Here is a 12,962-nt window from a genome sequence, read left to right as displayed (position 1 = left end):
ACCCGCGTCCGCGACATCGAAGCCCGCAAAAAACAAACCTTCGCTGCAGAATAAAGCAGCGCCTGCCGATAAGCCCATCGACCAGCCATGATGCCCCCGGCGCCACTGCGCCGGGCAGGGCGGGCTGGTGCAACCGGAGTCCCTAAAATGACGAAACAGGAAACCAGCTTTCAGCCCGCGACGCTTCCCGATCTGGCCGCGCTGAAGGCCCGTTTCGCACCGCTGTTCGAACGCATCCGTGAGGGCGCCAACCAGCGCGAGCGCGAGCGGCAATTGCCGTTTGAGCAGATCAAATGGCTGAAAGAGGCCGGGTTCACCGCGCTGCGGGTGCCGGTCGAATTCGGCGGTTCCGGCGCAAGCCTTGAGCAGTTCTTCGATCTGCTGATCGACCTTGCGGCGGCGGATACCAATATCGTCCAGGCGCTGCGCGGCCATTTCGCGCTGGTCGAGGACCGGCTGGTGGCGCCGCGGGCCGAGGGTGAGGTCTGGCTCCGCCGATTTGGCAAGGGCGAGATCGCCGGCAATGCCTGGTCGGAAATTGGCAAGGTGAAGCTGGGCGAAACCATTACCAAAGTCACACCCGAGGGGGAGGGCTTTCGGGTCGATGGCGAGAAATACTATTCGACTGGTACGATCTTTGCAGACTGGATCGACACTTACGCGGTGCGCTCAGACAATGGGGCGCCGGTGGTGGCGATCCTGCGCGCCGATCAGCCGGGGATCGACCGGCTGGATGACTGGACCGGCTTTGGCCAGAAGCTGACCGGAACCGGCACCACCACGTTCAAAGGAGCAGCGCTGGAGGCCGAAGGGCTCGTGCCGTTCGAGACCCGCTTCCGTTATCAGACCGCCTATTATCAGCTGGTGCTGGATGCGGTGCTGTCCGGGGCGGCGCTGGCGGCGGTGCAGGATGTCGCGGGCAAGGTCGCCGCCCGCAAACGCGCCTTCTCGCATGGCTCGGGCACGGTGGCCCGCCAGGACCCGCAGGTCCTGCAGGTCGTGGGCCGCGCGCGCGCTTTTGCCTTTGCCGCTCGCGCCGCCACCATCGAGGCCGCCCGCGCAGCGGATCGCGCCTATGAAACCTCGCAGGCGGATGACAAGGCCGCCGATGACGCCGCCAATATCGCGGCGGAGCTGGCTTCGGCCGAAGCTCAGGTTGCGGCGGCAGAGCTCGCGCTACGGGCAACCAGCGACCTCTTCAACGCGCTGAGCGCCTCGGCGGCGGATACCGCGCTCGGGCTGGACCGCTACTGGCGCAATGCCCGGACTGCTGCGAACCATAACCCGTTGATCTACAAAGAGCGTATCCTCGGTGATCATGCGGTCAATGGCACCGAGCCGGTCTTTATCTGGCAAATCGGCGCGGTCGAGAGCTAAGGCCGGTCGCTGCCGCCTGGCAGGTCCGGTACTCAGCGGTGGCCCTGAGCGTATCCAGGGCCACCGCTGAGTGTCATATGCTTTATCCCGATCTGGCCCCTGGCGCAAAAGGTATGCCAGATCCTGTAATTCCGGAAGCCAGGGCTGCCAGCGCCGCCCATATTACGGCGCCGCCAGGGAGCGACCAGGCCGGCGACAGAGGGGGGCCCTCAGCGCGGGATCGCATATTTGCCCATCCGGAAGGCCTGACCGGTGGGCCCGTCGACGGGCTGCAAGGCCTCCTGGCGTCTGGTGCATGGGACAACGTGGCCTGATACAAATCCTTCAGGCGACAGGAGTGCGGATGCCGGTGCAATCCGTGAGGCTGGCCGATGAATAGTCCCATGTTTCATGGTCACCTTCTTCGCTGATTTTGAGGCAAGGAGGCCATGATGGGCAGATCTAATTTCACCGACGGGCTCAGGCGCGATGCACTCGTCCGGACGACCGGGCGGGGCAATCCGGTCGGCGACGTTTCGGACCGGCCTCGGGTGAGCAAGCCCTCGCTCTGTGCCTGAAAGCGCAGGTTCGCGAATCCGCCGTGGAAGCTGCTACGATGGAGCAATCGCCGAGCGCGCTCTCAACCTGCTCAGGCGCGAACGGATCCGACGCAGGATCTGCCAGAGCAGCGCGAACGACCGCTCGTCAGGGCATTCTCTGCGGCTGAGCTGGGTGCATCAATAGGCCTGAGCGGTCGCAGTAATCGTCAGTTCCTGCAGATTGACCGATTGCGGCAGCTGGCAGGCGAAGAGGATCGCCGAGGCCACATGGGTTGCGTCGATCCCCCCCTCCATCCGGTCGCGATCAGCGGACCAGACAGCATAGGCTGCGGGATCGGTGATGGTTTTGTCGATCTCGGATTTGGTGATGCCCGGAGACACGGTCATCACCCGCAAATTGAACTCTGCCGATGCGCCCCGCACCCCGTCGCTGACAGCGTGAACAAAATGCTTGGTGCCGCCATAGACATCGTGGAAAGGATAGACCTTGCGTCCGGCAATCGACGACATATTGACGATGGTTCCATGCCGGCGGGCCTTCATTGCGGGTAGAACCGCATGCATGCAGTTCAGAACACCGGTCACATTGATGTCGATCAGATCGCGCCAGTCTTCCGGATCCTGATCATCAAGCCGTGCCAGGCGCGAAATGCCGGCATTGTTGATCAGCACATCGACCGGGCCGGACTGCGCCTCGCCTTCGGCAATGGCCGCGCGGATGCTGTCCCGGTCCCGCACATCCGCCTCGCAGCAGACAGCGTTGGCAAGGCCGAGATCCAGCAGCTTTTCGCGCCGCCGCGCCAGGAGCAGCAATGGATATCCGGCGGCGGCAAAGGTGCGGGCAATTTCAGAACCGATCCCTGCACTGGCGCCGGTGATCATGACGAGGGGCTTGGAGAGATGGGCGGACATTCACAGGCCTCATGCTGAAGGGAAGGGCTGTCCCTGGCGCAGGCAAAAAGCCAGAAGACCGGAGAACAGAGTCAGAGGGGGCCAATGGCCCCCTCATCCGGATCAGGGCAGATCAGTTCACGCCCGCAGCGGCGCGGATCTCACCGATATTGAGGACCGGAGAAACCTCGTACTTATAGAACTGGTTTTCCGGGTTCGGATCGATGAAATCGTCAACATTTTCCGGGGTGATGGCATAGGCCGGGAAATAGCTGCCCAGCGGCAGATTCTGCGCATCAAACCCTTTGTTGAAGATCTGATCGATAAAGGCCACGGCAGAGACGCCGGTCTGCTCGCCCGAGAAGGTGCCTGTCACCAGAAGATTGCCCTTCTTAATCTCTTCCAGTGCGATCCGCGCGCCATCGGCAGAGGTGGCAACTTTGATCGTCTCGATGCCGGTATTGCGCAGCGCCCGCAGCGAGCCGATGCCCATCCAGTCATTGTCAGCAAGGATATGGGTAAGTTTGCTGCCATGCGCCGTCAGAATATCCTCGGCCGCGGCAAGCCCGCCTTCCTCGGTCCAGTTGCCCTCGCCCATTGCGACGACCTGGAACTTCAGCTCCTCATCGTTGAAACCGCCCGATTTCTTCGCTTGCTGGAAGAGGTTGTAGCCGCGCAGCATTGCCTCTTCACGAGAGATGTCCAGGCCGAGATCCTGAACGCGCTGCCAGACCATGCCGGACACCATGCCGTTGAGGCGGCTTTCCGAGGTGGAATTGCCAACCACACCAACGATGAGCGCCGCAACAATCGGGTCGGTTCCCGCATTCTGGCCGACATATTCGCCGGTGCGGAAGCCGTTCTCATAGGGGTTCGGCGTGATGGTGGTCAGGATACGCGCGCGGTCCGACGGAACGGTGCCGATGGCAAGCACCGGAATGCCCGCATCCACCGCCCGGTTGATACAGGAGGCGACCCCCAGCGTATCTGTCGGGTCGATGACGATCAGATCTTTGCCCTGGGTGATGAACGTGTCGATATGACCACATTGACGTTGCAGATCGCCGTCAGCCACCTGCACATCAAGCACGATATTGCCGGCTTCCGCGGTCTTTTGCGCGCCCTTGATCAGTTCGACGAAAAACGGCCCGCCCATGGTGATCTCGGTCCAACCGACCTGGATCTTGGCCGGGTCAGCCGGCGTTTTCGGCCAGGCTTTGTCGATATCGGTGCGGTCGGGCATATAGGGATCGACAAGGCCGGACAGCGCGGTGTCGGGCATCAGCTTGTAGATCTCGGGCTTGTCGGCTTCCTGAGCCGAGACAATTCCTGCGGGGATTGCGATGGCGCTTGCCAGCAAAACGGCCAGTCTGGTGTTCACGGATTTCATCTGGTTCCTCCCTGTGATGAATGTAACGTCCTGGTCCCGGCGCGACATCGCGCCCGGAGGTGGTTTCAGTTCTGAAAGAAGGCGCGTGCGCCTGGGAAAAAGGTCAGGCCCGGTCGCGGCCAAAGCGTTGCAGCATCACGGCGGCGACGATGATCAGGCCCTTGATGATCTGCTGCGGGTAGGACGGCACGCTCATCAGGTTCATGATATTGCCGATAAGACCGAGCACGAGGACGCCGATCACAGTATTGATCACCGTGCCCTTGCCACCCGAAAGCCGCGCGCCGCCGATCACGCAGGCCGCAATCGCATCCAGCTCAAAGCCCAGACCGGCCACTGGCGTTCCGACCCCGGTGCGCGAGGTGACGACGATCCCGGCCAGGGCTGCCAATGCGCCGCTGATCACGTAAACCGCGAAGATATAGCGACGATGCGGAATGCCGGCGAGGCGCACTGCCGTCTCGTTGCTGCCGGTCGCGATCACCATGCGGCCGAAAACCATGCGCTGCATCAGGAACCAGAAGCAGGCGATCACCAGGATCGACAGCACAACCGGCCAGGGCAGCCTGAGCCATGGCAGCCCGCCGCTGCCGAAGGCATCAAAAATTGCGGTTGCCTCCAGTTCATAAGGCAGGCGTACCGGCTGACCGTTCGACATCATATAGGTCATGCCACGTGCGATGGTCATCATGGCCAGCGTCACAACAAAGGGTGCCAGCTGGAACCATGCCACGAGAGCCCCGTTGAATGCCCCAAGCAGCCCGCCGAAGATCAGCATGGCAAGGACACCGGTGAGCACGGCGGCAAAGCCGTCAAAGGGCAGAAGTGGGATCATGATCGCAACGGCGAGACCGCCGGCCGCCGCGATTGCGCCGACCGAAAGATCGATGCCGCCGGTATTGATGACCAGCAGCATCCCGATGCTGATCAGCAAAAGCGGCGTCAGCTGACGCAGCAGGTTGAAAATATTACCCCGCGACATGAAGGCATCCGACAGGATCGCCGAAGCGATAATGAGAAGCACCAGCATGACAACAGAACTGTTGCGCACCAGAAAGCCGGTAACTTGTCCTGACCCGGACGAGGCTGCGGTTCGCGTCATTCTTTCACTCCCATCGCCAGCGCGATCAGCGCCTTTTCGTTCATTTCCTGCCCCGACAATTCACCTGTGATCGCACCAGAGCGCATCACGATGATGCGGTCGGCTATGCCAATCAGTTCCGGCAGGTCGGAGGAGACGACGATCACCGCAAGGCCGCGCTCGGCCACTTCATTGATGATCTGATAGATTTCCGATTTTGCCCCGACATCGACGCCGCGTGTCGGCTCATCGAGAATGAGCACCTCAAGATCCGTCGCCAGCCATTTTGCCAGCGCGACCTTTTGCTGGTTGCCACCTGACAAGGTCGAGACCTCCGGCATGCCAGAGGGCGTTTTGATCCGCAAAGCAGAGATCAGCCGGTCGACCTGATCACGCTCGGCGCCGGAATTGAGGATCCCTGCCATGCGGGCAGTTCCGTTGCGCCGCCGCAGCATGATGTTTGTCGCAATCGACAGATCGAGCAGAACACCCTGACCTTTGCGATCCTCGGGGACCATGCCGAAGCCGTTATCAACGCCTTTGCCCGGGCTGGTATTGTGGACGGGCGCACCCTTTAGCCGGATCTCGCCCGACACCGCGCGGTCTGCACCGAAAACCGCCCGCATCACCTCGGTCCGCCCCGCACCGATCAGGCCATAAAAGCCAAGAACCTCGCCGGCGCGCACCGAGAAGCTGACATCCCCGACCAGTTCGGCCAGCCTGAGATTGTCAACTTCCAGCACCGGGGCGCCGATGACGGCATGACGCGGCGGGAAAATATGGGTCAGTTCGCGCCCGACCATCATTGCGACCAGCTGGCCCTGGTCGATATCTGCAATATGCACGGTATCGACATAGGTCCCGTCCTTCATGATCGTTGCGCGATCGCAGATCTCGAAGATCTCTTCCAGCCGGTGCGAGATATATATAACGCAGACACCTTCCGCCCGAAGGCGGCGGATCAGGTCGAAAAGCTGACGGGTTTCGCGCTCGGTCAGCACCGCCGACGGCTCGTCAAATACGATCACCCGGGATTTGCGGCGCAGCGCTTTGCAGATCTCGACGATCTGTTGTTCTGCTACCGACAGATCCGAGACAGGGCGGCGCACATCCAGCTTTGCGAGTCCAAGGCTCGCGACCAGTTCGGATGCGCGGGAATACAAACTTTTCCAGTTGATGATACTGCGCCCGAATCCCGGATCGTCGATGAAGATGTTTTCGGCCACGCTCATATGCGGGCAAAGCGCAAATTCCTGATAGATCACTGCAATTCCGTGATCGCGCGCAGCGCGCGGGCTCGCAAGGGACAGGGATTCGCCATCAAGAACCACCTTGCCGCGATCGGGCTGGTGATCGCCGGACAGGACGCGCATGAGGGTGGATTTGCCTGCGCCATTCTCGCCCAGAAGCGCATGAACTTCGCCGCCATTTGCCGTGAAAGTCACATCCGACAGCGCGCGGATGCCCCCGAAATGCTTGCTGATCGATACCATCTGCAGGTTATTGGCCATGATCTCCTCCGCCCTGCGGCCATAGGTCTCCTGCCTTTGGCTGCGGCATCCACCTGATGCTTCATAAGTAGTAATATTACAAAAATAAATGTGTCAACTGTAAAAAGGTGAAAAATATCCAGCTATAAAGCTATTGACATGTAGCATTGCAACGTACTTAGTAGTGAGACTACATCGACACACGTGAGGGATGGCATGTCGCGCGCATTTGGTGGACCTGGGAAATATATCCAGGAAAGAGGCGCGATTGCGCGGCTGGGCGAATTCCTTTCTGCCTGGGGCGGGAAAAGCCTGATACTGATCGACCGGGCGGTGTTCGACCGGCTTTCGGCCGCGGTGGCGGGCATTCCGGATCTTCAGATCCTGGCATTCGGCGGCGAATGTTCCGCAGCCGAGATTGCCCGTATCGTCGCACAGATCCGTGAAACGGGCGCATCGACAGTGATCGGCGCAGGCGGCGGCAAGGCAATCGATACGGCAAAAATCGCGGCACTTGAGACCGGTGCCCGAATCGTAATTCTGCCGACTATTGCATCGACCGATGCTCCCTGTTCCGCCGTCGCGGTGCGCTATTCCGAGACAGGGGTGTTCGAGGAATCCCTGCGCCTGTCGCGCAATCCGGATCTTGTGCTGGTCGATACCGAAATTGTCGCGGCAGCGCCCGTTCGCTTCCTGATCGCAGGTATCGGTGACGCGCTCTCGACCTGGTTTGAGGCCCGCTCGAACATCGACTCCCGCACGAATAACTATGTGGCGGGCGGCTTCCCCCCGACCCAGGTCGGCATCGCTGTCGCGCGCCGCTGTCATGATATTCTGATGGAAGAGGCGCCGAAAGCAGTTGCCGCAGCGCGCGCAGGCCGGATCACTGCCGCGCTTGAGCAGATCATCGAAGCCAATATCCTGATGAGCGGGCTGGGCTTTGAAAACTGTGGCTGTTCGGCGGCGCATGGCATCCATGACGGGCTGACGGTGCTGCCCCAGACGCATGGTCTTCTCCATGGCGAGAAGGTGGCCTTCGGCACGCTGTGCCTTCTGATGCTGGAGAACCGCGCCACCGAAGAAATCACGGCGATGATCCGCTTTTGCCGCAGCCTTGGCCTGCCGGTGACGCTTGCGGATCTGGGGCTTGAAGAGGTCACCACCGAAGAAATCACCCGCGTTGCCGGCGCTGCGCTGGCGCCTGGCCAATGCACCTGGGCAACGCCGGTTGCGCTTTCCGTGGAATCGCTGCGCGATGCGATCTTCGCCCTGGATGCCTTTGCACGTGAGGTACTGTGATGCAGACCAAACTCACCTCTGAGACCGGCTTTCAGAACAGCCCGGTGCTGATCACCGGCGCTGCCGCAGGCATCGGCCTCGCGGTCGCGCAGATGTTTGCGGCACGTGGCGCCAGGCTCCTGCTGGTTGACCGGGATGAAAAAATTGCAGAAATCGCCGCCGGTCTTGGCGCCGGGCACCGCGCCTTGCAGCTGGATGTACGCGAGGATGACTGCGGCAGCCGGGCCGTTCAGGCGGCGCTGGAGGCTTTCGGGCGGCTTGATATCCTGATCAACAATGTCGGCATCGGCCCGCTGGCCCCGGCCGAGGATTATCCTCTTGATCTCTGGGATGCGACGCTGTCGATCAATCTGCGCGCGGCATTTCTGTTCGCCAAAGCCGCAGCGGCGCCGATGCTGGAACAGGGATATGGGCGCATCGTCAACATGTCCTCGCAGGCCGCAACAATCGGCATCGAGGGTCATGTCGCCTATTGCACCAGCAAGGCAGGCATTCTTGGCATGACCCGCTGCATGGCGCTGGAATGGGGCAAGCGCGGCATCACGGTGAATGCGCTCTCGCCCACCGTGACCGAAACCGAGCTTGGTCTGATGAGCTGGGGTGGACAGAAGGGTGTCGAAACCCGCGCCGCCATTCCGGTCGGACGTTTTGCGAAACCCGAAGAGGTCGCCGAAGCGGTCCTCTATCTCGCCAGCCCGCAGGCCGCGATGGTCAGCGGTGCCAATCTGGCGATCGACGGCGGCTACACGATCCGCTGAGAGACGACGAAGGAGCAAAATTTGGAATTCTATGATCCCGTGGCCTGTCTGATCGGGCCGCAGACAGGCACGCTTGGCAATCGTACAGGCCGTTATGAAAAGCGGCTTACCGATCTTGGCGGGCTTTATCGCGACGCGGCGGCCTTTGCCGGGGCGGTGGCACATGAGGGCGACCGGATTGTCTATACAGTCGAGGAGTTCCGCCCGACGGACGCCCCGGGCGATCTGATCTTCGGGATGACGCATATGGAACCCGGAATGATCGGCGACGAGTTTTTCATGACCCGCGGGCATATCCATCGCGCCGGAAATCGCCCCGAGATCTACCAGGGTATTTCGGGCGAGGGCCTGATGCTTCTGGAATCGCCCGAAGGCGAGATCCGCATCGTTGAAGTCTCGCCGCTGACCGTCTGCTATGTGCCGCCCTTCTGGATCCACCGCTCGGTCAATACCGGCGCCGGGCCGCTGGTCATGTTCTTCTGCTACCCGTCCGATTCCGGCCAGGATTACGAGATCATCGCCCGTGCAGGCGGTATGCGCAGCCGTATCCATGCCAGTGCGAACGGCGGCTGGGAACAACGCGAAAACGATCTCTACAGCCCGCGCAGCCCGGAAGCGGTTGCAGCGGTCATGGCAACGGCAATCTGAAAGGGCAGGGGATGCAAAGCGGGATTTTCGACCATATCGCGCGGCTTGGCGTCGTGCCGGTGATTGCCATAGAGCAAGCCGATCAGGCGCTGGCCCTTGCGGATGCCTTGCTGGAAGGCGGGCTGCCGGTTGCAGAAATCACGTTCCGCACCGGCGCGGCAGGGGATGTGATTGCCAGACTGTCCGAAGCACGGCCGGAACTGATCACCGGTGCGGGCACGATCCTGACTGCGGCCAATCTTGAGGCAGCCCATGCCGCCGGGGCGCGTTTCGGCCTTGCTCCGGGCTATGATCCGGCGATCACGACGGCAGCGGCGCGCACCGGGTTGCCCTTCGCCCCGGGCGTGATGACACCTTCGGAGCTGAGCCTTGCGCTTGGAGAAGGGCACTCCCTCTTCAAGTTCTTCCCTGCAGGCGCGGCGGGCGGACCCGCGATGCTTTCGGCGATCTCGGCGCCTTTTGCCCATCTCTCCCCCCGTTTCATTCCGACCGGCGGTGTCAGCCTTGCGACAATGGGGGACTGGCTGACGCTGCCAGCCGTCGCGGCCGTGGGCGGAACCTGGATCGCCACCCGCGAGGATATTTCCCGGGGCGATTTCGCCGCCATCACCCGCAAGGCCCGCGACGCCGTCACCATGGCCGCAAGACTGCGTGAGGAACCGAAATGAGCCGCTATGAGCCTGCAACCCGCCCGACCTTTTACTTCATCGGTGTCACCACCGGCGCCTCTTCCATCATGCGGGTCTTCCCGGCCTGGGCCGATCATCTCGGCCTGAAGGATGCCTGTATCAGGGGGATTGATTTCCCGCTCCATGCCGACCCCGCCGCATATCGTGAGGCGGTGGAATTCATCCGTGATGACCCGCTTTCGCTCGGCGCGCTGGTGACAACCCATAAGCTTGACCTTTTCGCGGCCTGCCGCGACCTCTTCGACGAGATCGACCCACATGCACAGCTGATGCATGAAGTGAGCTGTATCTCGAAACGGGCCGGGCGTCTGCGCTGCCATGCCAAGGACCCCATCTCATCCGGGCTTGCCCTCGATGGATTCCTGCCGCCGGATCATTTTGCGAAGACCGGGGCCGAGCTTCTGATGCTGGGCGCGGGTGGCTCGACCATCGCCATCACCTGGCATCTGATGCGCAAGGCACGGGGTGCGGATGTGCCGTCGCGGATCATTGTCTCGAACCGCTCGCAGCCCCGCCTTGACGAGATTGCAAAGGTGCATGCCGGGATCGAAACCGATGCGCAGCTCGACTATGAACTCGCGGCCCGGCCGGGACGCAATGATGAATTGCTGGCGGGGCTGAAGCCCGGCTCGGTTGTCGTCAATGCGACTGGTCTTGGCAAAGATGCGCCCGGATCGCCGCTGACCGATGCGGCGCTTTTCCCCGAGAAAGCCATTGCCTGGGATCTGAATTATCGCGGCGACCTGGTCTTCTTGCAGCAGGCCGAACGCGCCCGCGCGGCAAAGGCGCTGCAGATCGAGGATGGCTGGACCTATTTCCTGCATGGCTGGACCCAGGTGATTGCCGAGGTCTTCGATATCGACATCCCGGTTTCCGGCCCGGTCTTTAACGAGATTTCCCGCATTGCCGATGCGGCGGGACGCCAGAAGCCGAAACTCTGAGGCAGGACCATGACCCGCATTCTGATCACGCCCCGTTCCCTGACCGCCCTGCGCCCGGCAGAGCTGACACCGCTGACAGAGGCGGGCTATGATCTCGTCTGGGCAAAGGCCGGTGAGACACCGACGCCCGAGGATCTGAATAGCCTGCTGCCAGGTTGCGTCGGCTGGCTTGCCGGGGTCGAGCCGGTCCCGGCCGAGGTAATCCGGGCCGCATCGGCGCTGCGGGCAATTTCCAGAAACGGTGTCGGCACCGACAATCTTCCCCTGGCAGAATGCGAGGCGCGGGGGGTACAGGTGCTGCGTGCCGAGGGCGCGAATGCCATTGGTGTGGCGGAACTGGCTGTCAGTCTGATGCTGTCCCTGTCGCGCCATATCCCTGAAACCGATCAGAGCGTGAAATCCGGCGGCTGGCTGCGCAAACGCGGGGCCGAGATCTCGGGGCGCACGGTCGGGATCGTCGGAATGGGCGCGATCGGGGCGCATGTCGCCCGTGTGGTGGTGGCGATGGGGGCAAAAGTGCTGGCCTTTGATCCTTTCCCGCGCGATCCCGGCCTGCATCCGGCGCTGTTTTCCTTTGTGTCCTTTGAAGAGCTGCTGCGCTCGGCCGATCTGATCAGCCTCCATGCGCCGGCCCGTGCTGATGGGGTGCCTTTGCTTGGCGCAGAAGAACTTGCCCTTTTGCCGCCAGGTGCGCTTGTGGTGAACACGGCACGGGCGAGCCTGGTCGATGAACAGGCGATGAAAGCGGCGCTGGCGAGCGGCGCCCTCGGCGGTTACGGCACCGATGTCTTTGCCGAGGAACCACCGCGCGATCTGACCCTTGCCGGTGATCCCAATGTCATTGCGACCAGCCATATCGGCGCTTTGACTGCAGAAAGCGTCAGCCGTGCGACGTCGATTGCGGTCCGGAACCTGATCCGCGCCCTTGGACCCGCAGCAGGGGCGCCGGCATGACCCCCGGGCGCGTTCTGACCGCGAGACCCTTCCCGGGAGATCTCGCACCGGCGCTGCGCGCAGCCCGGCTGCGTGGCGCACAGGCCGGGGATACTGAGATTTTCTGGCTTGGCCAGGCAGGGTTTGCGATCTTTGCCGCAGGCCGGTTTGGTCTGATCGATCCCTACCTCTCTGACAGCCTGGCGGAAAAATATCGCGGCACGGCCCGCCCGCATGAGCGGATGATGCCGGTGCCGGTTGCAGTCAGGGATCTGCCGGAGCCGGATTTCGTCCTGCTGACCCACCGCCACGGCGATCATATGGATCCGGGCACGCTGCCGCATATTGCGCGGGCATTTCCGGCAGCGCGCTTTATCTTTCCCGAGGCGGAGCGGGCTGAGGCTGCGCTTCGCAGCGGGCTCGACACGGCCAATCCGCGCCTTACCGGCACTGATGCGGGGGCGCGGATTGCACTTTCGCCGGGTCTTTCGCTTCGGGTTTTTGCTGCGGCGCATGAGACCCGTGAAACCGATATGGCAGGGCGGCACCGGTTTCTTGGCTATGGCCTCGAGACGCCGGATCTGCGGCTCTGGCATTCGGGGGATTGTGTGCCTTTTGAGGGGCTTGTCTCTGATGTCACCGGTTTCGCCCCTGACATCGCACTTTTGCCGGTGAACGGGCGCGACCCCGTGCTGACAGCCTCGGGCGTTCCGGGAAACTTCTCGCTGGAAGAAGCGACGGAGATTGCCTGCGCTGTAGGGGCGGGGACATTGCTGGCGCATCATTACGGCATGTTCGCCTTCAATACCTGTGCGCCCGGGCAGATCGACGCCATGGCTGCGCAACGGACCGATCTTGCGATATTACGCGCCATGACCGGCGTGGCTTATTGTGTCGGGTGAGCTATTTTGAGCAGGAGAGCGGTA

Annotated in this window: 13 protein-coding genes; 9 read left to right on the top strand and 4 right to left on the bottom strand. The window is 62.2% G+C overall.

The features are described from left to right. Positions 1–147: 147 nt before the first annotated feature. Positions 148–1,377 (top strand): acyl-CoA dehydrogenase family protein, encoded by a 1,230-nt coding sequence (locus M3484_RS22845; protein ID WP_249499398.1) that lies wholly within the window; start codon positions 148–150, stop codon positions 1,375–1,377. 431 nt (positions 1,378–1,808) lie between these two features. Then, on the top strand, positions 1,809–1,934 hold the full coding sequence (locus tag M3484_RS23750; protein ID WP_283258552.1) for a hypothetical protein: 126 nt from the start codon (positions 1,809–1,811) through the stop codon (positions 1,932–1,934). Positions 1,935–2,093: 159 nt separating this feature from the next. Here M3484_RS23750 and M3484_RS22840 read toward each other — a convergent pair whose 3' ends face one another. The 4 genes from M3484_RS22840 to M3484_RS22825 form a co-directional block, all read right to left on the bottom strand. Continuing rightward, positions 2,094–2,828, bottom strand: coding sequence for an SDR family oxidoreductase (locus M3484_RS22840; RefSeq protein WP_249499397.1), 735 nt, complete (start codon positions 2,826–2,828; stop codon positions 2,094–2,096). Between the two features lie 112 nt (positions 2,829–2,940). After that, complete coding sequence (locus tag M3484_RS22835) at positions 2,941–4,197, bottom strand: sugar ABC transporter substrate-binding protein (RefSeq protein ID WP_092902532.1); 1,257 nt, start codon at positions 4,195–4,197, stop codon at positions 2,941–2,943. A 103-nt stretch (positions 4,198–4,300) separates the two neighbouring features. Continuing rightward, a complete protein-coding gene (locus tag M3484_RS22830) occupies positions 4,301–5,299 on the bottom strand; it encodes an ABC transporter permease (RefSeq protein ID WP_249499396.1) in 999 nt (332 codons plus the stop codon). Further along, entirely contained in the window at positions 5,296–6,789 is a 1,494-nt protein-coding gene (locus tag M3484_RS22825) for a sugar ABC transporter ATP-binding protein (protein WP_249499395.1), read from the bottom strand. Before M3484_RS22825 ends, M3484_RS22830 begins: the two co-directional genes overlap by 4 nt. 195 nt (positions 6,790–6,984) lie before the next feature. On the opposite strand from M3484_RS22825, the gene M3484_RS22820 reads away from it, so the two are divergent. The 7 genes from M3484_RS22820 to M3484_RS22790 are packed head-to-tail and all read left to right on the top strand — an operon-like array spanning position 6,985 to position 12,938. After that, positions 6,985–8,067 carry a glycerol dehydrogenase gene (locus M3484_RS22820; protein ID WP_249499394.1) on the top strand — a complete coding sequence of 361 codons (1,083 nt, stop codon included), beginning with the start codon at positions 6,985–6,987 and terminating at the stop codon, positions 8,065–8,067. Next, a complete protein-coding gene (locus M3484_RS22815) occupies positions 8,067–8,825 on the top strand; it encodes a GolD/DthD family dehydrogenase (RefSeq protein WP_249499393.1) in 759 nt (252 codons plus the stop codon). The genes M3484_RS22820 and M3484_RS22815 overlap by 1 nt, the downstream gene beginning before the upstream one ends. Positions 8,826–8,846: 21 nt before the next feature. Next, positions 8,847–9,473, top strand: a complete 627-nt coding sequence (locus M3484_RS22810; RefSeq protein WP_092902522.1) for a glucose-6-phosphate isomerase family protein — start codon at positions 8,847–8,849, stop codon at positions 9,471–9,473. 11 nt (positions 9,474–9,484) lie between these two features. Further along, positions 9,485–10,141, top strand: coding sequence for a bifunctional 4-hydroxy-2-oxoglutarate aldolase/2-dehydro-3-deoxy-phosphogluconate aldolase (gene eda / locus M3484_RS22805; protein ID WP_249499392.1), 657 nt, complete (start codon positions 9,485–9,487; stop codon positions 10,139–10,141). Beyond that, positions 10,138–11,103 carry a shikimate dehydrogenase family protein gene (locus M3484_RS22800; RefSeq protein ID WP_249499391.1) on the top strand — a complete coding sequence of 322 codons (966 nt, stop codon included), beginning with the start codon at positions 10,138–10,140 and terminating at the stop codon, positions 11,101–11,103. The genes eda and M3484_RS22800 overlap by 4 nt, the downstream gene beginning before the upstream one ends. Before the next feature lie 9 nt (positions 11,104–11,112). Further along, positions 11,113–12,057 (top strand): phosphoglycerate dehydrogenase, encoded by a 945-nt coding sequence (locus tag M3484_RS22795; RefSeq protein WP_249499390.1) that lies wholly within the window; start codon positions 11,113–11,115, stop codon positions 12,055–12,057. Continuing rightward, positions 12,054–12,938, top strand: coding sequence for an MBL fold metallo-hydrolase (locus M3484_RS22790; protein WP_249499389.1), 885 nt, complete (start codon positions 12,054–12,056; stop codon positions 12,936–12,938). The genes M3484_RS22795 and M3484_RS22790 overlap by 4 nt, the downstream gene beginning before the upstream one ends. Positions 12,939–12,962 lie beyond the last annotated feature (24 nt).

It is taken from the genome of Pseudomonas sp. GX19020, from assembly GCF_023371075.1.
Taxonomy (GTDB): Bacteria; Pseudomonadota; Alphaproteobacteria; order Rhodobacterales; family Rhodobacteraceae; genus Pseudogemmobacter.
Note: the sequence above shows the minus strand (reverse complement) of the source record. Positions and strands in the feature narration are given on the sequence as shown.